Raw genomic sequence first — 20,667 nt, 5'->3', positions numbered from 1 at the left:
ACCCGACTCGGTGCGAAGTCAACGAGACTACCGTCAGCGCACCACCACATCGCTGGGCGGGCGCGGATCGCCCAGCATCGCCCGGTGCGACGGCGGCCGGCGTCCCCCCTCGTCGGTGATGTTGTACCGCTCGGCCAACTCCGCGCCGATCAGCGTGTGCCCGCTGAGCTGCTCCAGCTGCGGGTCCCGGTACAGCGCATCGAGAATGTGACCGGTGAACTCCGGGGTCTCGGCGTGCTCGGCCATCGCGGCCAGTGCGTCGGGCCGACCGGTGAAGGCGCGCCGCATCTGCTCGGTGAGCAGGATCCCCATCCAGATCGACACCGTGCACACCGGGGTGCCGCGGAAGTCGACCGCCATGTCGGCCGCCATCTTGTCGATCCCGGCCTTCTGCGCGCCGTAGGCCGGTCCGTGCATGTAGCACACCGATCCGGGTGAGGAGGTGAACGCGATCAGCGCGCGGTCCGCGGCCAGCAGCAACGGCGCCGCGTGATACGCCGCGACATAGGCCGACCGCAGCCCGATGTCGAGGATGTCGGCGAGCTCGACGCTCTTCTGCCAGAACGGTCGCGGATCGGTCAACGCGGGATGCACCGCGGCGGCGTTGTTGACCAGCAGGTCGAGCCGTCCGCATTCGGCCGCCACCCGGTCGAACAGGGCCGCCACCGCGGAGTCGTCGGCATGGTCGAGCGGCGCGGGGATCACACCGTCGGCGTCGGTCACCGTCCGGCCGGTGCCGTACACCCGCCATCCGCGGCTCAGCAGCGCCCGGGCGATACCGCGCCCGGCGCCGCGGCTGGCACCGGTGACGACGGCGACGGGAGCTTCGGAAGTCACGCGATGAGGGTACGGCGCGTCGGCGATGAGTTTCGCGACCGCACCGGGTCGGTATCGACGAGATCGACCCGGAACCGTCGAGAGGACGCGACATGACCACCGACGCCGACATCCCCGCCACCCCCACCGCCCTGCCGCCGGAGGTGGACGACCGGACCTGGCGGGCGGCGCTGGCCGATCTGCGCCGCCGGGAGAAGGCCGTGACCCGGGAGCTGGATGCGATCGCCGCGCAGCGTCGCCGGCTGCCGATGGTGCGGATGCCCGACTACACCCTGGTCGGCGCCGAGGGCCCGGTCCGGCTCGCCGAGGTGTTCGCCGGCCGGTCCCAGTTGATCGCCTACCACCACATGTGGGCCGACGGCGCGGAATGGCAGTGCGGCGGGTGCACCTGGTTCACCTCCCAGTTCACCCGGTTGGAGTTCCTGGACAACTACGACGCCCGGTTCGTCGTCGTCACCAACGGCCCGATCGACGAGGCGTTGGCCTACCGCGAGAAGGTCGGCAACCGGATGGCGTGGTACTCCTCGGCGGACAGCCCGTTCGGCGCCGATGTGGACGCCCCGCCCGGCGGCGGGTTCGCGGTGAACGTCTTCCTGCGCGCCACCGCCGCCGACGGCACCGACGCGGTGTTCCGCACCTGGCACACCGACGGCCGCGGCACCGAGCAGCTCAGCCACGTCTTCGCGCTGCTCGACATCCTGCCGTGGGGCCGTCAGGAGGAGTGGCAGGACTCGCCGGACGGCTGGCCGCGGTGGCCGACGTATTCGGGCTGGCCGGACTCCCCCGACATCGCCCGCTGGTACGGGCCCGCCCCGCGGTAGCGGGCCGGCTCAGTGCGTCAGCAGCCATTTCAGGGCGGCCGCCACCGCGCACAACAGCGCCAGCACCACCCCGGAGACGATCGCGCGCACGGACCGTTCACCGTGGTAGTGGCCGATCACCGCGCCGAGGAATCCGACCCGCCCGATCGTGACGGTCTGCGCCGCCGCCAGCGCCCACACCGCCGGCAGCCAGCCCAGCCAGCCGGCGGCGAGCAACACGGCCGGGATCGACGCCGACGAGGCGATCGGCGCCGAATTGCGCACATGTCTGCGCAGCCGGGCCCGCGACGGCTCCTTGCCCTCGCGGATCTGGTCGCCGACCACCTCACCCACCAGATGGGCCACGAAGGTGGACAGCCCGGTGCCCAGCACGATCGCCACCGCGGTCGGGTCGGCGACCTGCTCCGGGGTGAGCGCGATCAGCGCGGCGAGCACCAGGATGTTGCCGTAGACGAAGGCCGAGCCCCGGCTGGCGGCCGTGTCGAGGTCGAAGTCCGGCGCGGTCTGGGTCATGGGATCGATTGTGCGGCGCGAACCCGTCGCGCAATCGGTGTTTGAGAAGCCCGCGTTCGGGTGATCATGGCGTATGCGCAACGACAAGGCCATCTTCATCACGGGCGCCGCGGCCGGTATCGGCCGGGCCACCGCGCTCACCTTCGCCCGCAAGGGCTACACCGTGGGCGCCTACGACATCGACGAGGCCGGGCTGGGGACGTTGGCCGAGGAGATCGGCCGGCTCGGTGCGACGGTGCACACCGGGCATCTCGACGTCACCGACACCGACGAGATGGCCACCCGGGTCAGTGAATTCGCCACCCAGGCCGGCAACCGGCTGGATGTCATGGTCAACAACGCCGGCATCCTCAAGGCCGGCCGGTTCGAGGACATCGACGTGCGCGCGCACTTCGCCGAGATCGACGTCAACACCAAGGGTGTCGTCAACGGGTTGCACGCCGCCTTCCCGCACCTGCGTGCCACCCCGGACTCGGTGGTCGTCAACCTGGCGTCCGCCTCGGCCATCTACGGCCAGCCCGAACTGGCCAACTACAGCGCCACCAAGTTCTTCGTCCGCGGGCTGACCGAGGCGCTCGACCTGGAATGGGGCCGGTACGGCATCCGGGTGGTGGCGATCTGGCCGCTGTACGTGCAGACCCCCATGCTCACCGGCGTCGACACCGGCACCACCCGCTCGCTGGGGGTGCGGTTGACCGCGCAGGACGTGGCGGATGTGATCGTGTCCGCGGTCGAACCCTCCCGGCTGCGCAGGACGGTCCGCCAGGTGCACTATCCGGTCGGAGCGCAGACCAAGGCGTTCGCGCTGGGATCGCGCTTCTCGCCCGCCTGGTTGACCCGTGCCCTCAACAAGCGGCTGGCGGGGAGCTGATCGTCACCGCCGCCCCGCCAGGATCGCCTCGATGTTGCGCTCGGCGAGCGCGGTGATGGTCAGGAACGGGTTGCAACCCAGGTAGCCGGGCAGCAACGACGCATCGTTGACGTACAGTCCGTCGTAACCGAGCACCCGGCCGAATCCGTCGGTGGCCCGGTTCCGGACGCAGCCGCCCATCGGGTGGACGGTGTTCGGGGCGAAGACCTCGCCGCCGAACAGGTCGTCGCGGTAGTCGACGCCGTTGGCCGCGGTGATCCGGTCGAACACCTGCCGCGCGCGGGCGTTGACGTTGTCGTTGAACTCCTCGGGCCAGTCGATGCTGATGGAGTCCGTCGCCCGGTCGTAGCGGATGTCGGCGCGGTCGTCGGTCCTGACCATCACGTAGTACCCCAGCGCGAACGTCTCGACCGGCAGCGGCAGCGAGAAGATGCTGGCGTACACCGGATTGTCCGGGTCGTCGCGTCCGTCGACGTTGATCATTCCCATCAGCGACTGCTGGGTACCGGCCGGGTCGGCCGGGGACAGGTGGTGCGCCACCATGACGTCGCCGTTGTTGCCGTATCCGCGGCCGACCTCGTCATTGAGGTCCGGCAGCGCCCCGGTGTCCCGGGCCTGCAGCAACAGTTTGACGGTTCCCAGTACGCCGGCGTTGAGAAACAGTCGGTCACAGCCGATTTCGTCGACATCGACCTCGTTGCCCCAGCGGTCGATCTCCCCGATCGACACCACGTATTCGCCGGACGGTTCCCGCCGGATCGCCGTCACCTCGGTGAGCGGGCGCAGGGTGACGTTGCCGGTGGCCAGGGCGGCGTGGATGTAGGTCTGGTCGACGCTGCCGAACCGGCCGTGGTTGTTGCCGAACTGCTGCTCGAAGTCCAGCGCGGACCGGGGAACGGTACCCGCCTCCTCCTGCCGCAGATAGTCGAACGAGTACGCGCTGCCGTTGTAATCGACGCGGTAGCCGGCAGCCTCGGCATAGCGCCGCCCGACCCTGGCGTACTGGAAGTACGGGGTGTGCTCGAACCAGTCCATGTCGCGGTAGCTGATCCGCAGCTGCCGGCGGGCCCGGCGGATATAGGTGTCCCGGAACTCCTGCGCATCGATGTCGGGAAACGCCTCGCGCAACTGGGCCGGTGTCGGGACCGCCGCGATGGCGGCATTGACCATCGACCCACCGCCGACGGCCACTCCGCGAAAAACGTTGTGCGCCCCCTGCACAACCTTCTCGCAGATGCCCGCCTGCACCGGCTGGGCAGAGGGGACGTGGCGCGCCACCTCCTCGACCGACACGCCGTCGAAGGACGACACCAGGCTCGGGGGCACATCGGTGAACCAGCCCGCGCGGGTGTCGGCCGGCAGCATTCTGGTGAACCGTCTGCCGTCGTCGTCGGGGGTGTCCCAGAGCCGACCCTTCTCCAGGATCAGGGTCTGCACACCGGCTTCGCCGAGCCGCAGCGCGGTGACTCCGCCCCCGTATCCACTGCCGACCACGATCGCCGGGTAATGGCTCCGGTTCGGCCGGCCGGACGAGGATCCCAGCCAGACCGCACCCCCGCCGGCGGCGGCCGCGGTGACGGCGGCGGCCACACCGAGGAACCCTCTACGCGACAACCGGACCACGATCACCTTTCCCGGGCCGCACGCCACCGGCGGCCCGCACAGCAACGCGATATTGGCCGATCTTGATTTGCTTCGCCGCCGCGGCACGCTGGTGGTTATCCAGTTGTGACAAATACCCGGTACATTGCCGACGCGGTGCGACATGCTTCGTATCGCCTTGAAAAACAGGTCAATTGACGTGCTGCACGGTAACCGGATCGTGCCGGCGGTGACTTCAGCGAAGGCGATGCGGACATATCGCATACCTGGGTATGAATTTGCGACATTCGAACCAGCGACGGATGTGGTTCGGCCGTGAGAACAAGGACTGAGGGTTGGCGTGAAATCGGACTGGACAGCCGTGCGCGTGCCGCGCCGCTGGGCGGACGGGCGGTATGTGTGGTTTCTGGGAGCCCTGCCGCCGGCGCTCGTCTACGGGTCGTGGCACGGTGTGGAGCAGACGGGTTGGCCGGCCTTCTGGTGGAGCGGGGTGGTGGTGACCTTCATGGTCATCCCCCTCATCGACCGCCTGGTCGGAACCTCGACGACGAATCCACCCGAGAACCTCGTCCCACCGCTGGAGGCGCAGCGCATATTCCGTTGGGCCACTTATTTGTTCGTCGTCAATCAGTATCTGGCGCTGATCGTGGCCTGCTGGCTGTGGAGCGGCGGTGGTGCGGCGCCGATGACCTTCGTCGACAAGCTGGGACTGGCGCTGACCGTCGGCCTGAGCGGCGGTCTGGGCATCAACGCCGCCCATGAGCTCGGGCACAAACGGCCCGCCGTCGAGCGCCGACTGAGCAAGGTCGCGCTGGCGCAGACCTGCTACGGCCACTTCTTCGTCGAACACAACCGCGGCCATCACGCCCGGGTCGCCACACCGGAGGACCCGGCGAGCGCGCGCTTCGGAGAGAGCCTGTACCGCTTCATCCCGCGGTCGGTGGTGGGCGGATTCCGTTCGGCCTGGCGGCTGGAGTGCGACCGCTTCGAACGCCGGGAGCGATCGCCGTGGACACTGCGCAACGACATCCTCAACGCCTGGCTGCTCAGCGTCGCGCTGTTCGGCGGGCTGTGTCTGTGGTTCGGCATCGGCGTGCTGGGATGGCTGGTGGTGCAGGCGGTTCTGGGATGCTGCCTGCTGGAGGCGGTCAACTACATCGAGCACTACGGACTGCGCCGACAACGGTTGCCCGGCGGGCGTTATGAACCGGTCCGGCCGGAACACAGCTGGAACAGCGACGCGATGGTCACCAACGTGTTCCTGTTCCAGCTGCAACGCCATTCCGACCACCATGCGAACCCGATGCGGCGATACCAGACCCTGCGGCACGCCGAGGACGCTCCCCAACTGCCGGCGGGCTACGCCGAGATGCTGCTGTACGCCCTCATCCCGCCGTTGTGGCGGAAGATCATGGACCCGAGGGTGGTGGCCCACTACGGTGGGGACCTCAGCCTGGTGGCGCTGGACCCGCGGACGCACCGGAGACCCGGTTCTGTTCACGCCGAACAGAACCCTGGTGTTGCCGGCACGCACCCGATAGCTTGCGGGTGACCGAAGACTGGTGGGCACGATCGTCGGCCTGGCCCTGAATCGCCCTGGTGCTGCTGGGCGCCGTCCCCGGGAGGTGGGCGCGGCGACCCGGTACCTGGAGGCCCGGGTGCCGGACTGGGCCGACGGCACACCGTTCAGCCGGATCGCCGACTCGATCGAATTTCCGGTCTACGCAATCGCGCTGGGGCTGCTCGGCAATGTGGTGCTCACCCGACTGGCGGTGCGGGAAGCGCTGGCCGGCGGGTTCCGCACCGAGTTCTTCATCAAGACCGGGTTAATGCTGCTCGGCGCGTCGGTCAACCTCAAGGTGCTGGTGACCGCCGCCGGACCGGCGATCGTGCAGGCGCTGCTGCTGATCAGCATCGTCTTCGGGTTCACCTGGTGGCTGGGCGGCCGGGTCGGGCTGGACGCCAAGCTGCGCGCGCTGCTCGCCTCGGCGGTGTCGATCTGCGGGGTCAGCGCGGCGATCGCCGCCGCCGTCAAGACCACCAGAACGCGTTGATCGGGTTCGTGGCGATCGCGCTGACCGCCTACTTCGCGCTGCGGGTGGAACGCGACACGGCCGCCCGGCCCACCATCGGGCAGTTCTGGCAGCGGTTCCCGAAGTTCGTGGTGGGCTTCGTCGCGGCGTCGGTCATCGGCACGCTGTATCTGGCCTGGGGCGGCGACAAGGCCGACATCGCCACCATCAACGATCTGCGCACCTGGTTCCTGATCTTCGCGTTCGTGGCGATCGGCCTGGAGTTCTCGGTCAAGGGTCTGCGCGAGGCGGGCCGGCGTCCGGTCGCCGTGTTCGGTTCGGCGACCGTGGTCAACATCGTCGTCGCGCTGGGACTGGCGGTCGTGCTGTTCGGCGGCGTCGACGTCGGTTGACGGCACGGGTTCGCCCCGCGGGTGCAGTCACGGTTCGGTCACGAATTCGGTCACGGCTGGTGTTCGGCGGGCACGCCGAGCGCCCGGCGCAGCACGCCGTGGGCGAAATCGACGTCGGCCGGGGCGTTGTCGATCAGGATCGCGGTGCACAGCCCGTCGGACGCCGCGACCAGTGCGGCGATCGCCTGGGGATCGTCGGTCAGGGTGGACGCCAGTTCGGCGACGTTGTCCCGCCACCGTCGCGCCACCGGTTGCAGCGCGGGGCGCCGGGCGGCCAGCGTGGACAGTTCCCGTTCGGCCAGCGCCCGCTCCCGGCCCGGACCGGCCGACTCGACGATCAGCTCGGCGAGGCCCCGCAGCCGGTCGCCGGGCCGTTCGATGATCTCCCGGATCCGCTCGGTGTATCCATCGGCGACGCTGGACAGCGCCGCGACCAGCAGGTCGTCGAGGGTGGCGAAATAGTAGGCGGTCAGGCTGGCCGGAATGCCGGCCTCCGCGGCGACCGCCCGATGGGTGACGCCCGCGGCGCCGTCACGCTCGACCACGGCGAGGGTGGCGTCGATGATCTCGGCGCGGCGCCGCTGCCCCCGGGCCCTGCGTCCGTCGGTCGTCTCACCGGCGTCAACCATGGTGTCGCTCAGGCTAGTCCAGTGGACGCAGGTGCCGCAGCGCCGTCGCGCACACCACCGCGACCACCACGACGGCGGCGCCGCCGATCAGCGCCGCGATGTTCACCCCGGCGGCGAACGCGTCCTGGGCCAGCCGGACCGCCTCGCCGGGAACCCGGTCGGCCACCGACACCGCGGCGGGCAGGCTCTCGGCGAGACGCTCCGCGTCCGGCCCCCCAACACCCTCGGCAACACCCTCGGGCCCGGTCATTCGACTCCGGTAGACGGCGGCGGTGACGCTGCCGAGCAGGGCGACCCCGACGGCGATGCCGAGTTCCTGGACGGTTTCGGACATCGCGGCTGCCGAACCGGATTTGGCGGCCGGGGCGGCGCCCACCACGATGTCGGTGCCCAACGCCGCGATCGCCCCGAGTCCGAGGTACACGAACGCGAACGCGACCACCACGGCCGGACCGTCGCCGCGGCCCGCGGAGGCCAGCACCGCGTAGCCGAGCACGGACACCCCCAGGGTCGCCGCCATCACCACGCCCGGCCGGACCCGCCGGGCGATCAGCGGAGCGCCGATGGCCGCGACGAACATCGCCAACGCCGGCGGGCCCATCCACCATCCCGCCCGCACCGGGGTCAGACCCTCGACCAACTGCAGGAACTGGGTGACCAGATACATCGTGCCGCCCACCCCGATCAGACCGATGAGCAGCACGGTCAGTGCCGCGGTGAACGCGCGGTCGGCGAACAACGTGACATCCAGCAGGGGGGCGTCCAGCCGGCGTTGCCGGTGCACGAAGACCGTTGCGGCCGCCGCCGCGAGCGCGCAGGCGGCCACCGCCACGCCGTCGACGCCGTGCACCGCGACGTGTTTGACGGCGTAGATCGCCGCGAGGATGGCGAGCAGGGACAGCGCGACGCTGCGCAGATCGAGCCGGCCGGCCTGCGGGTCGGCGTACTCGGGCAGCAGACGGGCTCCGAGCAGCACCGCCGCGGCCACCGGCACGGCGAGCAGAAACGCTGCGCCCCACCAGAACCGATCGACGAGAGCGCCGCCGACCACCGGCCCGGCCGCCATCCCGACGGCGAACATCGTGGCCCACACCCCGATCGCCAGCGCACGCTGGGCGGCGTCGACGAACATGTTCGAGATCAGCGACAGCGTCGAGGGCATCAGCGTCGCACCCGCGACACCCAGCAGTGCCCGCGCCACGATCAGCAGTTCCGCACTCGGGGCCAACGCCGCGAGCACCGACGCCCCGGCGAACGCCGTCACCCCGATCGTGAGCAGCCGGCGGCGGCCGATCCGATCGCCGAGGGTGCCCATCGTGATCAGAAAGCCCGCGATGAAGAAGCCGTAGGCGTCCATGATCCACAGCGTCTGCACCGGCGAGGGCGCCAGATCCGCCGCGACGGCCGGCAGCACCAGATACAGCACCGTCACGTCCAGACCGAGCAGCACCGTCGGGACCGCCAACACACCGAGGCCGGCCCATTCCCGCGCGCCGGCCCGAACCGCACACTGCGTCATCGCTCACCCTCCCACCAGATACTTGAACGATAATTCAACTTGAATTATCGTTCAAATACCTGGTGCCGGCGCACTCCGGCGGGTGGCCGGCCCGGTGAACCGGCCTGTCAAGATGGGCGGGTGACCGGCCCGCAGACCCCGAACGACACCGCCCCCGACGCCGGCCGGGGCTTCGCCACCACCGGCTCGGCGTACTACCCCGTGCTCGTCGCGGTGTTCACCGGCCTGGTGCTGATCTCCAACGTCACCGCCACCAAGGGGGTCGCGTTCGGGCCGGTCATCGGCGACTGGTCGATCATCACCGACGGCGCGTTCATCGTCTTCCCGCTCACCTACGTGATCGGCGACGTGCTCAGCGAGGTGTACGGCTTCCGGGCCGCCCGCAAGGCGATCTTCGTCGCATTCGCCATGCAGGCGGTCGCGTCGCTGGCGATGTGGATCGCCGCCGAGCTGCCGCCCGCCGACTTCTACCCGAACCAGGCCGCGTTCGAGGCCGTCGTCAAACCGTTCTTCCAACTCGTGATCGCCGGGCTGGCCGGCTTCATCGTCGGACAGACCGTCAACGCCTGGATCGTGGTGCGGATCAAGGCCATCACCAAGGAGCGGCATCTGTGGGCGCGGCTGATCGGGTCGACGGTCCTCGGCGAATTCGCCGACACCCTGGTGTTCTGCAGCATCGCCGCCGCCGCGATCGGCATCAGCACCCTCGACGACTTCCTCACCTACCTGGCGCTGGGCTGGATCTACAAGACCGTGGTCGAGGTGCTGGTGCTGCCGGTGACCTACCGGGTCATCGGCTTCGTCAAGCGCCGGGAACCCACGTACCGGCCCGCCGTCTGAGCCATTGGTAAAACTCCTCTGGCGAGGTGATAAAGCTACGGGCACCCGTAGCTACTCGCGGGTAGGTTTCGGTTATGAGTGTGGTGGCAGAATCGATCGGAGCGGCGGTCATCGACGCCGTCCACAATTACGGAGATCAGGCGCTGCTGCTGCAGTTCGACAGCACCGCCGAGGTGGTGGCCTGGACCGATGCCCTCCGGGCGGCGGAGCTGCTGGGGGTCGTCGACATCGTCCCGGCCGCACGCACCATCCTGGTCAGACTGGCCGGACCGCAATACCAGGCGCCGACCCGCCAGCGGTTGCGGCGGTTGCACCTGGCCCGGGACCAGTTCGACCGCTCGTTCGAGCCGCCCGAACGCGGTGCCGACGTGGTGATCGACGTGATCTACGACGGCGCCGACCTGCCCGAGGTGGCCCGGCTGACCGGCCTCACACCCGAACAGGTGATCGCCGCGCACACCGGCCGACCGTGGCGGGTCGGGTTCAGTGGTTTCGCCCCCGGGTTCGCCTACCTCGGCGGCGGCGACGAGCGGCTGCAGGTGCCGCGCCGCGCCGAACCCCGGGTCAGGGTGCCGGCCGGGTCGATCGGGCTGGCCGGTGAGTTCAGCGGCATCTATCCGCGGGAGTCGCCCGGCGGCTGGCAGTTGATCGGCCGCACCGAGGCGCGGCTGTGGGACCTCGACCGCTCCACCCCCGCACTGCTCACACCGGGCATGTGGGTCCAGTTCCGGGAGGCACGATGACCGTCACGCTCGAGGTTCTGCGGACCGGACCGCTGGCGCTGATCGAGGATCTCGGTCGGCCGGGTCTGGCGCATCTGGGCGTCTCGCCGTCCGGCGCCGCCGACCGCAGGTCCCATATGCTCGCCAACCGGCTGGTCGCCAACCCCACCGACCGGGCCACCATCGAGGTGATGTTCGGCGGGTTCTCCGCCCGGGTGCGCGGCGGCGATGTCGCGATCGCAGTCACCGGCGCCGACGCCAATCCGGCGGTGAACGGAATCCCCTTCGGCACCAACAGCATCCAGTACGTGCACGACGGCGAGGTGATCTCGCTCGGCTCGCCCCGCACCGGGTTGCGCAGCTATCTGGCCGTCCGCGGCGGCATCGACGTCGAACCGACGCTGGGATCACGCAGCCACGACGTGCTGGCCGGAATCGGCCCGCGCCCGCTGAAGGCCGGCGATGTGCTGCCGGTCGGCACCCAGAGCGACGAGTTCCCCGAACTCGATCAGGCCCCGGTCGCGGCCATCGACGAGGACCTGGTCGAGGTGGCGGTGATGCCCGGCCCGCGGGACGACTGGTTCGTCGACCCCGACGTCCTGGTCCGCACCAACTGGCTGGCCACCAACCGCAGCGACCGGGTCGGGATGCGTCTGGTCGGCATGCCGCTGGAGTACCGGGAACCGGACCGGCAGCTGCCCAGCGAAGGCGCCACCCGCGGGGCTGTTCAGGTGCCGCCGAACGGATTTCCGGTCATCCTCGGACCGGATCACCCGGTCACCGGTGGTTATCCGGTGATCGGGGTGGTGGTCGACGAGGACGTCGACAAGATCGCCCAGGTCCGGCCCGGCCAGACGGTCCGGTTGCACTGGGCGCGGCCGCGCCGGCCGTTCGATCACCAGGCCGACCCGGTTATGGCGGCCCCGCTGCCGCAACCCTGGTAGAAGTGGGGGTGTGCGTACGCAGGCCGTTCCCCGAGACTTCAGTGCGCCCCGGATCCGCGGGGTGCCGACCGCCCGCCTCGTGCACACCTCCGACCTGGACAAGGAGGCGTTCGAGAGCGCCCGGGAGATGGTGATCGAGGCGTTCGAAGGCGAGATGACCGACACCGACTGGGACAACGCACTCGGCGGTATGCACGCGTTGATCCAGCACCGGGGCACGCTGATCGCCCACGCCGCGGTGGTGCAACGCCGGTTGCTGTACCGCAGCACCGCGCTGCGCTGCGGCTACGTGGAGGCGGTCGCGGTGCGTAAGGACTGGCGCGGACAGGGGCTCGCCCACGCCTTGATGGACGGCATCGAGCAGGTGCTGCGCGGCGCCTATCAGCTCGGTGCGCTGAGCGTCACCGAGGCGGGCCGCCACATGTACACGTCGCGCGGCTGGCTGCCCTGGCTCGGCAAGACGTCGGTGCTCAGCCCCACCGGTATCGTCCGCACCCCCGAGGACGACCGGTCGCTCTACGTGTTGCCGATCAGTGTGGAGCTGGACACCACCGCCGAGATCACCTGCGACTGGCGCGACGGCGACGTGTGGTGAGCGGGTGGTGAGCGGCCCGCCCGGCCGTTGACCGCTCAGTGGGCCGAACGCTTCGGCATGCCGGCCACCAGCGGGGTGTCCACGCCGATGCGGCCGATCTTCGACGCACCGCCCGGGTCACCCAGCGGCGCGTCGCGGCCCGGCAGGATCTCGGTGAAGAACGCGGCGTTGTCGGCGAGGTGCCGGTACTCCTCGTCGGGGAGGTCGTACTCGAAGTAGATGGCGTCGACTTTGCAGACCAGCTTGCAGGCGCCGCAGTCCACGCACTCGTTCGGGTTGATGTACAGCGACCGGTCACCCTCGTAGATGCAGTCCGCAGGGCACTCCTGCACACACGACTTGTCGGTGACATCGACGCATGCACTTCCGATCACGTAGGTCATATCCGCAGCGTAGGAAGGTTCGGGTGAGCGAAGCAGGGGCCGAAAGTCCTCATGTGCCGGTGGCGCCCAGCCAGCCGTCCGCGGATGATCGACAAGGGACTTCCGGCCCTGCTCGAAGGGGCCTTCGACGCCAATACTGATACCAACCGTCACAGCTATTTCGGGAGGTGGCGTCCATGACCCGGTTGACGCCCCTGGACGCGGGTTTCCTCGAGGTGGAGGACTCCGATCCGCATGTGAGCCTCGCGATCGGCGGCGTCGCCATCCTCGCCGGCCCGATGCCCGATCCGGACACGCTGCTGTCCACGTTGGAGCAGCGCATGACGGTCTGCCCGCGGTTCCGCCAGCGGCTGCGCCGGTATCCGCTGGACGTGGCCGCCCCCGAGTGGGTCGACGATCCCGACTTCGACCTCACGAGACATGTGCGGCGGATCGCCCTGCCCCGGCCCGGGACCGAGCGCGACCTGTACGAGGTGATCGCCGACATCATGTCCTGGCGGCTGGACCGCAACCACCCGCTGTGGGAGATCTGGGCCATCGAGGGGCTCTCGGACAACCGGTGGGCCGTGCTGATGAAGGTGCATCACTGCGTCGCCGACGGCATCGCGACCGTGCACATGCTGGCCGGGCTGTCCGACGGCGGGCCCGGGGAGACGTTCGCCGACCAGTTGCGCACCGGGACCGCACGCCGGACCGAACAGGCGAATCCGGACCGACCGGCGTTGCGGCTCCCGCTGACCCCGCTGTCGGTGGTGCGGGCCGGCCTCCGCGTCGGACGCGGTGTGCGTGACCTGGCGGCCGGGCTGCTGCGCAGCGCTCCGTCGCCGCTGAACGGACCGGTGTCGGATCTGCGCCGGTACAGTGCCGCCCGGGTGCGGCTCGACGACGTCCGGCGGGTGTGCCGGGCGTTCGACGTGACCATCAACGACGTCGCACTGGCCGCGCTCACCGAGAGCTACCGGACCCTGTTGCTGCAGCGCGGTGTACAGCCGCTCTCGGATGCGCTGCGCACGCTGGTACCGGTGTCGGTGCGCCCGCCGGATGCCTCCGGCGCGGCGGACAACCGGGTGTCGTTGATGCTGCCGTGCCTGCCCGTCGACGTGGGTGATCCGGTGCAGCGCCTGCTGGCGGTGCACGACCGGATGTCCCGCAGCAAATCGTCGGGACAGCATGAGGCCGGCCACGCGGTGACCTCGATCGCCGATCTGATCCCGTTCGCGTTGACCGCCCAGGCGGTGCGGTTCCTGGTCCGGCTGCCGCAACGCGGTGTGGTGAGCGTCGCGACCAACGTTCCCGGACCCAAGCGTCCGCTGCAGGTGCTCGGCCGTCCGGTGCTCGCGGTGCTGCCGGTGCCGCCGATCGCCATCCAGTTGCGCATCGGCGTGGCGATCCTCAGCTACGCCGATCAACTGTCGTTCGGCATCCTCGCCGACTTCGACACCGTCCCCGACATCGACGACTTCGCCCGCGGAATCGAGACCGCGGTCCGGCGGCTGGTGAAGTGCAGCCGACGGTCCCGAACCCGGCCCCGGAACGGGCTGACCCTGGTGGCCAGCAACTGATTCTTGCCGGATGACAGTGGGCACTCACAGTGTTTTTCCGGGTGACAACACCACTCCGGCAAAGACAGTCGGGGAATGAAACGGACGTGAGTGTTGTTGCAGAAAGTGGAGACGGGACGAAAGGGGCCCGTCCCCACAGGCTTCAGCGATGAAGCAGCGACGAGATGAGCACGAGAGGAGGGATGAGGCATGAGCAACCTGATGCTGAGAAACCGTCCGGTCCTGGACATGGCGTTGGACATCGACAGATGGTTCAACGGGTGGTTGCGTGATCTGTTCGGTCCGATGCGCGACCAGGTGACCGGTGACTGGTGGACCGCCGAGTTCACCCCCGCCGCCGAGGTGGTACGGGACGGTGACGACGCGGTGATCCGGCTCGAGCTTCCGGGCGTGGACATCAAGAGGGATGTCAACGTCGAGCTCGAGGACGGCCGGCTGGTCATCCACGGTGAGCGTCGGGACGAACACGAGGAGAACCGGGACGGCCGGTACCTGCGGGAGCTCCGCTATGGCTCGTTCCGACGGTCGTTCGCGCTCCCGGCCAACGTCACCAAGGACGACATCTCGGCGACCTATGAAGCCGGGGTGTTGACCGTTCGCGTGGCCGGTGCTCACGCCGGCACGGAGCGCGAGCGGATCGCGATCGAGGCCAAGTAAGTGCGATTTCGGCGTGGAAACGTTCGGTGAGCGATCGTTTCCACGCCAGATTTTTTTCGATCAGCGCCAACGGGCCAGGATCTCCCCGGCCCGGACGGCCAGTGCCGCCTGGAAGAACGGGCCGAAGCTGATCCGCGCCACACCCAGCGGCCCGAAGCTCGCCGGATCGGCCTGATCCGGCGCGGCGATCGCGTTGACCGGCAACGGCAGTTCGGTGGCCAGCCGGCGCAGAATGTCCGGGTCGTGCCGGCCCACCGGATACAACACATCGGCGCCGGCGCGCGCGCATTCGGTCAGCCGCGCGATCGCCCGGTCCACCCGGTCGGACTCGTCACCGTCCTGCCGTAGGAACAGGTCGGTGCGGGCGTTGACCACCACATGCACACCCGCGGCATCCGCCGCCGCCCGCAGCGCCCCGACCAGCTCGGCGTGTTCGGCCACCGACCGCAGCCGCCGACCCTCACTGTGCACGGTGTCCTCGATGTTGAGCCCGACGGCGCCGGCGTCGAGCAGGCCGGTGATCAGCCGCTCCGGCGACTCGGCGTAGCCCGATTCGATGTCCACCGACACCGGCACCTCGACCGCCGCCGTGATCTGACCGACCCGGGTGAGGACGTCGTCGAACGTCATCCCCTCGTTGTCGGCCTTGCCCAGCGAATCGGCGACCGGATGACTCCCGACGGTCAGCGCCGGGAATCCCGCGTCCACCGCCAGCCGGGCCGACCAGGCATCCCACACCGTCGGCAGCACCACCGGGTCGCCGGGCCGGTGCAGTGCCAGGAAGTCACTCGCCCGCTTCTGCAAAACCTGTCTGTTTCCCACCGCACCTCCGCGCGTCGACGTGATCTCTCTCACTATCAACCCAGTGATATGGCTAGCATCGGGTGTCGTAATGTGATTCTCGACACCCTTCAGCCCAAGGAGGTCACCCCAATGTCCGCCACCGCTGCTGAACTCGCCCAACTGCACGAACTCATGCACGGCCTTCGGCGTTGCGTGGCATCGCTGGCAGCACGCTATGGCGACAGCCCGGGCATGAAGCGCATCGTCAACAGCGCAGAACGCATCCAGAACGACATCGACCGGCTGCACATCGACGCCGAGGAGTTCGAGATGTCGCGCGGACTGCACCGGCATGTGCCCGCCGCCGAGAAGATCCCGGTGCCCGACACCGAGTACGACACCAACTTCTGGCACGGAATCGACGACGAGGGGCTGCGCTGAGTCGAGCGTCCGCGACGCTCGACCGGCGTCTTCCCCGCTGAGTCCCGTCCCCCCGTAAGACCGATCGACAACGAAAGGGAACCGTGAGCGCACCCACCGCCGACCGTTCTGCGACCGGCGTCCATTCGCCGAATCGCGCTGAGATACCGCAGCGCACCCTGCGCACCGATCGGTGGTGGATGCCTCCGATGTGGGTCAACCTCGGGCTGGCCGCGTTCGTCATCTACGCGACCGTCCGAGCGTTGATGCACGACTACTACTACGTCGCCGACTACCACTATCTGACGCCGTTCTACTCCCCGTGCGTGTCCGCGTCCTGCGTGGAAGGCTCCAGTCACCTCGGCGTCTGGTTCGGCGAATTCCCGTGGTTTTTGCCGTACGCGATCATCTCGCTGCCCTTCCTGCTGCTGTTCCGGGTGACGTGCTACTACTACCGCCGCGCCTACTACCGCTCGGTCTGGCAGTCACCGCCCGCATGCGCTGTGGCCGAACCGCATTCGAGCTACAGCGGTGAGACGCGGTTCCCGCTGATCCTGCAGAACTCCCACCGCTACTTCTTCTACGTCGCGCTGGCCATCACGCTGCTCAACACCTATGACGCCATCATGGCGTTCCGCTCCCCGAGTGGGTTCGGCTTCGGCCTGGGCAACGTCATCCTGCTGATCAACGTCGCACTGCTGTGGGCCTACACCGGCGGTTGCCATTCCTGCCGGCACATCGTCGGCGGCCGGCTCAAGCACTTCTCGAAACATCCGGTGCGGTACTGGACCTGGACCAGAGTCAGTTGGCTGAACGGCCGGCACATGCAGTTCGCCTGGATCACCCTGGGCACCCTGATGTTCACCGACTTCTACATCATGGCGGTGTCGGCAGGCTGGATCACTGACCTGAGATTCATTGGCTGACAACGCTTGTCGGTTCGACATCCGGTTTGGTAACGACTGATCGAAATGAATATCCAACGAATGGGGAGTTATGACTGAAGTCGAGCGGCACCAGTACGACGTCGTGGTGATCGGTGCCGGCGGCTCGGGTTTGCGCGCGGTGATCGAAGCCCGCGAGCGCGGTCTGCGGGTCGCCGTGGTGACCAAGTCACTGTTCGGTAAGGCCCACACCGTGATGGCCGAGGGCGGGTGCGCGGCCTCGATGGGTAACACCAACCCGAAAGACAACTGGCAGACCCACTTCTGCGACACCATGCGCGGCGGGAAGTTCCTCAACAACTGGCGGATGGCCGAACTGCACGCCAAGGAATCCCCGGACCGGGTGTGGGAGCTGGAAACCTACGGCGCCCTGTTCGACCGGCTCGAGGACGGCCGCATCAGCCAGCGCAACTTCGGCGGCCACACCTACCCGCGGCTGGCCCACGTCGGTGACCGCACCGGGCTGGAACTCATCCGCACCATGCAGCAGAAGATCGTCTCGCTGCAGCAGGAGGACAAGGCCGAATTCGGTGACTACGAGGCCCGGATCCGGGTGTTCCACGAGTGCTCGATCACCGAGTTGATCAAGGACGGCGACCGCATCGCCGGGGCCTTCGGATACTGGCGCGAGACCGGGCGGTTCATCCTGTTCGAGGCGCCGGCCGTGGTGCTCGCGACCGGCGGGATCGGCAAGACCTACAAGGTGACGTCGAACTCCTGGGAGTACACCGGCGACGGCCATGCGCTGGCGCTGCGGGCCGGCTCGACGCTGATCAACATGGAGTTCATCCAGTTCCACCCGACCGGGATGGTCTGGCCGCCCAGCGTGAAGGGCATCCTCGTCACCGAGGGTGTCCGCGGTGACGGTGGGGTGCTGAAGAACTCCGAGGGCAAGCGGTTCATGTTCGACTACATCCCCGCGGTGTTCAAGGGCCAGTACGCCGAGACCGAAGAGGAAGCCGATCAGTGGCTCAAGGACAACGACTCCGCCCGCCGCACACCGGATCTGCTGCCCCGCGATGAGGTGGCCCGGGCGATCAATGCCGAGGTGAAGGCCGGCCGCGGCTCACCGCACGGCGGGGTGTATCTCGACATCGCGTCCCGGCTCCCGGAGGGCGAGATCCTCAAACGCCTCCCGTCGATGTATCACCAGTTCAAGGAGCTGGCCGAGGTCGACATCACCAAGGAGCCGATGGAGGTCGGACCGACCTGCCACTACATCATGGGCGGGATCGAGGTGGATCCGGACACCGCCGCGGCGCGGACGCCCGGCCTGTTCGCGGCCGGCGAGTGCGCCGGCGGGATGCACGGTTCGAACCGGCTGGGCGGGAACTCGCTGTCGGACCTGTTGGTGTTCGGCCGGCGTGCCGGCCTGGGCGCCGCCGACTACGTCAACGCGCTCAAGGATCGTCCGCAGGTGTCGCAGGAGGCCGTCGACCACGCCATCCGGCTGGCGCTGGCCCCGTTCGAGGGGCCGAGCAACGGCGCCACCCCGGAGAATCCCTACACGCTGCAACTCGATCTGCAGGACACGATGAACGAGCTGGTCGGCATCATCCGCACCGAGGCGGAGATGACGCAGGCGCTCAACAAGCTCGGCGAGTTGCGGGAGCGGTTCCGCAATCTCAAGGTCGACGGGGGCCGGCACTACAACCCGGGCTGGCATCTGGCCATCGACCTGCGCAACATGCTGCTGGTCAGCGAATGTGTGGCCAAGGCGGCGCTGGATCGCACCGAGAGCCGCGGCGGGCACACCCGCGACGACTATCCGGCCATGGACGCCAAGTGGCGCAGCACCTTGCTGGTATGCCGCGCCACCGGTGACGACGACGTCCTGCCCAGCATCGAGGTCACACCGGAACAGCAACCGCCGATGCGGCCGGATCTGTTGGCGCTGTTCGAGATCGACGAGCTGGAGAAGTACTACACCGACGAGGAACTCGCCGAGCATCCGGGACGGAGGGTCTGATGGGCTACCAGGCAAAGCTGCGTGTGTGGCGCGGTGACGACGACGGCGGCGCGCTGCAGGACTACTCCGTCGAGGTCAACGAGGGTGAGGTGGTGCTCGACATCATCCACCGTCTGCAGCAGACCCAGACGCCGGATCTGGCGGTGCGCTGGAACTGCAAGGCCGGCAAGTGCGGATCGTGTTCGGCGGAGATCAACGGCCGGCCGCGGTTGATGTGTATGACGCGGATGTCCACGTTCGCCGAGAACGAGGTCATCACCGTGACGCCGATGCGCACGTTCCCGGTGATCCGCGACCTGGTCAACGATGTGTCGTTCAACTTCGAGAAGGCGCGCGAGATCCCGTCGTTCCGGCCGCCGAAGGATCTGCAGCCCGGTGAGTACCGGATGCAGCAGGAGGACGTGAACCGGTCACAGGAGTTCCGCAAGTGCATCGAGTGCTTCCTGTGCCAGAACGTGTGCCATGTGATTCGCGACCACGAGGACAACAAGAAGGCCTTCGCCGGGCCGCGTTTCCTGATGCGGATGGCCGAGCTGGACATGCATCCGCTGGACACCCACCCCAACCGGGCCGAGGAGGTCCAGGACGAGCACGGCCTGGGCTACTGCAACATCACCAAGTGCTGCACCGAGGTGTGCCCGGAGCACATCAAGATCACCGACAACGCGCTCATTCCGATGAAGGAGCGGGTCGCCGACCGCAAGTACGACCCGGTGGTCTGGCTGGGCAACAAGCTGTTCCGACGGCAGTAGCCACTCCGTCAGCGCCCGGTCCACGCCTCGGCAGTCCCGTCGTGGCGCACGTGTGGCGCACGTGATCTCTCTCCCTGCGGACCCCGCCGGCCACCGGCCGGCGGGGTCCTGCCACATCGCCTGCCGTCCGTCGCGGATTTGGGTAACCTCGGTCACAACACCACCTGCGGCGAGCCCGATGCTGCGGGGGCGCCGGCCGGCCGGATCCGTGACGGCTGGATCCGCCGGCGACCGGTGCCGGAGGCCGAGACCGCACTCGAGCGGCCGAGACCGATCAACGTCGATCAGTCGAGAAAGGCAGTCATGACCGTCGGACGCGTTTACAGCATCAACGAGATTCGCAAGGCGATCCGCGAGCTGACCCTCCGCGCTCAATTGGCCCGCAAGGAGAACCGGCTGGCCGACGCCGCGGAGATCGAAGATCGGATCCAGCGCTACCGAGAGGAACTGGCCGCCCGCCCGTAGTGGAGCGGCCTGCCCCTTTCTTTCCCTTCGGTCGGATCGATCGGACTCGATCAGCCCGACCGGCTTCGGCTGAAGCCTCCGGCTGAATCCTTTCGGTTACCGATAACCTTCCGACACCTCCCGATACCACCTCCCGATACCACCCGATGTTGCCCCGTCGGGGATGTGGTGTTTCCCACATCCCCGACGGGCAGACCCCGTCTGCTGGGCGCCGCGGCCCCGCGCCGACTCGCGGGCCGCTGCCCGATGCCGGCGCGCATCGTCGACCTGGACGGATCACACCTGCTCAGGGGGTGGATCCGGGCGCTTCTCAACCGCTGGGCGGTGGTGTCGAACCAGCCGCGCAGACCCCGGCACAACCGGGGTGGATACCCCCGCCGGACCCCGGCCAACCAATTGGTTGGTTAGATGGCG

At 68.6% G+C, this 20,667-nt stretch carries 21 protein-coding genes and 1 pseudogene; 15 read left to right on the top strand and 7 right to left on the bottom strand.

Annotated elements, in window-relative coordinates; all coding sequences use genetic code 11:
• Positions 1-33: 33 nt before the first annotated feature.
• The gene (locus CKW28_RS01395) at positions 34-837 is read right to left on the bottom strand and encodes an SDR family NAD(P)-dependent oxidoreductase (RefSeq protein ID WP_003924416.1); all 804 of its coding nucleotides are present in this window, start codon (positions 835-837) and stop codon (positions 34-36) included.
• Positions 838-929: 92 nt separating this feature from the next.
• Here CKW28_RS01395 and CKW28_RS01390 point away from each other — a divergent pair, with 92 nt between their 5' ends.
• Positions 930-1,658 carry a DUF899 family protein gene (locus tag CKW28_RS01390; protein ID WP_003924417.1) on the top strand — a complete coding sequence of 243 codons (729 nt, stop codon included), beginning with the start codon at positions 930-932 and terminating at the stop codon, positions 1,656-1,658.
• A 9-nt stretch (positions 1,659-1,667) separates the two neighbouring features.
• Here the strand turns inward: CKW28_RS01390 and CKW28_RS01385 are convergent, their stop codons facing one another.
• Positions 1,668-2,171 carry a hypothetical protein gene (locus CKW28_RS01385; RefSeq protein ID WP_003924418.1) on the bottom strand — a complete coding sequence of 168 codons (504 nt, stop codon included), beginning with the start codon at positions 2,169-2,171 and terminating at the stop codon, positions 1,668-1,670.
• A gap of 73 nt (positions 2,172-2,244) precedes the next feature.
• Here CKW28_RS01385 and CKW28_RS01380 point away from each other — a divergent pair, with 73 nt between their 5' ends.
• Positions 2,245-3,042 carry an SDR family oxidoreductase gene (locus CKW28_RS01380; RefSeq protein ID WP_003924419.1) on the top strand — a complete coding sequence of 266 codons (798 nt, stop codon included), beginning with the start codon at positions 2,245-2,247 and terminating at the stop codon, positions 3,040-3,042.
• A 3-nt stretch (positions 3,043-3,045) separates the two neighbouring features.
• Here the strand turns inward: CKW28_RS01380 and CKW28_RS01375 are convergent, their stop codons facing one another.
• Positions 3,046-4,752: a GMC oxidoreductase gene (locus CKW28_RS01375; RefSeq protein WP_235653878.1), complete on the bottom strand. Its 1,707-nt coding sequence runs from the start codon at positions 4,750-4,752 to the stop codon at positions 3,046-3,048.
• Positions 4,753-4,984: 232 nt separating this feature from the next.
• Between CKW28_RS01375 and CKW28_RS01370 the strand changes: the two genes are divergently transcribed.
• Both CKW28_RS01370 and CKW28_RS01365 read left to right on the top strand, forming a co-directional pair.
• Complete coding sequence (locus CKW28_RS01370; RefSeq protein WP_003924421.1) at positions 4,985-6,196, top strand: alkane 1-monooxygenase; 1,212 nt, start codon at positions 4,985-4,987, stop codon at positions 6,194-6,196.
• A gap of 19 nt (positions 6,197-6,215) precedes the next feature.
• Positions 6,216-7,069: pseudogene (locus CKW28_RS01365) on the top strand (YeiH family protein).
• Between the two features lie 50 nt (positions 7,070-7,119).
• Here the strand turns inward: CKW28_RS01365 and CKW28_RS01360 are convergent.
• Together CKW28_RS01360 and CKW28_RS01355 are read right to left on the bottom strand one after the other, a co-directional pair.
• Positions 7,120-7,698 carry a TetR/AcrR family transcriptional regulator gene (locus CKW28_RS01360; protein ID WP_003924422.1) on the bottom strand — a complete coding sequence of 193 codons (579 nt, stop codon included), beginning with the start codon at positions 7,696-7,698 and terminating at the stop codon, positions 7,120-7,122.
• Between the two features lie 13 nt (positions 7,699-7,711).
• On the bottom strand, positions 7,712-9,217 hold the full coding sequence (locus CKW28_RS01355; RefSeq protein WP_003924423.1) for an MFS transporter: 1,506 nt from the start codon (positions 9,215-9,217) through the stop codon (positions 7,712-7,714).
• A gap of 120 nt (positions 9,218-9,337) precedes the next feature.
• Here CKW28_RS01355 and CKW28_RS01350 point away from each other — a divergent pair, with 120 nt between their 5' ends.
• The 4 genes from CKW28_RS01350 (at position 9,338) to CKW28_RS01335 (ending at position 12,318) form a co-directional block, all read left to right on the top strand.
• A complete protein-coding gene (locus CKW28_RS01350) occupies positions 9,338-10,057 on the top strand; it encodes a queuosine precursor transporter (protein WP_003924424.1) in 720 nt (239 codons plus the stop codon).
• A 74-nt stretch (positions 10,058-10,131) separates the two neighbouring features.
• A complete protein-coding gene (locus CKW28_RS01345) occupies positions 10,132-10,800 on the top strand; it encodes a 5-oxoprolinase subunit B family protein (RefSeq protein WP_040546227.1) in 669 nt (222 codons plus the stop codon).
• Positions 10,797-11,723, top strand: coding sequence for a 5-oxoprolinase/urea amidolyase family protein (locus tag CKW28_RS01340; protein ID WP_003924426.1), 927 nt, complete (start codon positions 10,797-10,799; stop codon positions 11,721-11,723). Before CKW28_RS01345 ends, CKW28_RS01340 begins: the two co-directional genes overlap by 4 nt.
• Positions 11,724-11,733: 10 nt before the next feature.
• The gene (locus tag CKW28_RS01335; protein ID WP_064774587.1) at positions 11,734-12,318 is read left to right on the top strand and encodes a GNAT family N-acetyltransferase; all 585 of its coding nucleotides are present in this window, start codon (positions 11,734-11,736) and stop codon (positions 12,316-12,318) included.
• 35 nt (positions 12,319-12,353) lie between these two features.
• Here the strand turns inward: CKW28_RS01335 and fdxA are convergent, their stop codons facing one another.
• Complete coding sequence (fdxA, locus tag CKW28_RS01330) at positions 12,354-12,701, bottom strand: ferredoxin (RefSeq protein ID WP_003924428.1); 348 nt, start codon at positions 12,699-12,701, stop codon at positions 12,354-12,356.
• A gap of 176 nt (positions 12,702-12,877) precedes the next feature.
• Here fdxA and CKW28_RS01325 point away from each other — a divergent pair, with 176 nt between their 5' ends.
• The gene (locus CKW28_RS01325) at positions 12,878-14,263 is read left to right on the top strand and encodes a WS/DGAT/MGAT family O-acyltransferase (RefSeq protein WP_003924429.1); all 1,386 of its coding nucleotides are present in this window, start codon (positions 12,878-12,880) and stop codon (positions 14,261-14,263) included.
• A gap of 189 nt (positions 14,264-14,452) precedes the next feature.
• Positions 14,453-14,920, top strand: a complete 468-nt coding sequence (locus tag CKW28_RS01320) for an Hsp20/alpha crystallin family protein (RefSeq protein WP_003924430.1) — start codon at positions 14,453-14,455, stop codon at positions 14,918-14,920.
• A 60-nt stretch (positions 14,921-14,980) separates the two neighbouring features.
• Here the strand turns inward: CKW28_RS01320 and CKW28_RS01315 are convergent, their stop codons facing one another.
• Positions 14,981-15,742, bottom strand: a complete 762-nt coding sequence (locus tag CKW28_RS01315) for an isocitrate lyase/PEP mutase family protein (protein ID WP_003924431.1) — start codon at positions 15,740-15,742, stop codon at positions 14,981-14,983.
• A 111-nt stretch (positions 15,743-15,853) separates the two neighbouring features.
• On the opposite strand from CKW28_RS01315, the gene CKW28_RS01310 reads away from it, so the two are divergent.
• From CKW28_RS01310 to CKW28_RS23840, 5 genes are all read left to right on the top strand, one after another.
• A complete protein-coding gene (locus CKW28_RS01310; RefSeq protein WP_040546228.1) occupies positions 15,854-16,144 on the top strand; it encodes an Rv0250c family protein in 291 nt (96 codons plus the stop codon).
• 83 nt (positions 16,145-16,227) lie between these two features.
• Positions 16,228-17,049 carry a succinate dehydrogenase subunit SdhC gene (gene sdhC / locus CKW28_RS01305; protein ID WP_040546229.1) on the top strand — a complete coding sequence of 274 codons (822 nt, stop codon included), beginning with the start codon at positions 16,228-16,230 and terminating at the stop codon, positions 17,047-17,049.
• A 70-nt stretch (positions 17,050-17,119) separates the two neighbouring features.
• Positions 17,120-19,036, top strand: coding sequence for a fumarate reductase/succinate dehydrogenase flavoprotein subunit (locus CKW28_RS01300; RefSeq protein ID WP_003924434.1), 1,917 nt, complete (start codon positions 17,120-17,122; stop codon positions 19,034-19,036).
• A complete protein-coding gene (locus tag CKW28_RS01295; RefSeq protein ID WP_003924435.1) occupies positions 19,036-19,788 on the top strand; it encodes a succinate dehydrogenase/fumarate reductase iron-sulfur subunit in 753 nt (250 codons plus the stop codon). Before CKW28_RS01300 ends, CKW28_RS01295 begins: the two co-directional genes overlap by 1 nt.
• A 303-nt stretch (positions 19,789-20,091) precedes the next feature.
• Positions 20,092-20,253 carry a hypothetical protein gene (locus CKW28_RS23840; RefSeq protein ID WP_003924436.1) on the top strand — a complete coding sequence of 54 codons (162 nt, stop codon included), beginning with the start codon at positions 20,092-20,094 and terminating at the stop codon, positions 20,251-20,253.
• Positions 20,254-20,667: the final 414 nt, after the last annotated feature.

Origin of the sequence: Mycolicibacterium thermoresistibile, assembly GCF_900187065.1 — a bacterium.
Classification (GTDB): domain Bacteria; phylum Actinomycetota; class Actinomycetes; order Mycobacteriales; family Mycobacteriaceae; genus Mycobacterium; species Mycobacterium thermoresistibile.
Note: the sequence above shows the minus strand (reverse complement) of the source record. Positions and strands in the feature narration are given on the sequence as shown.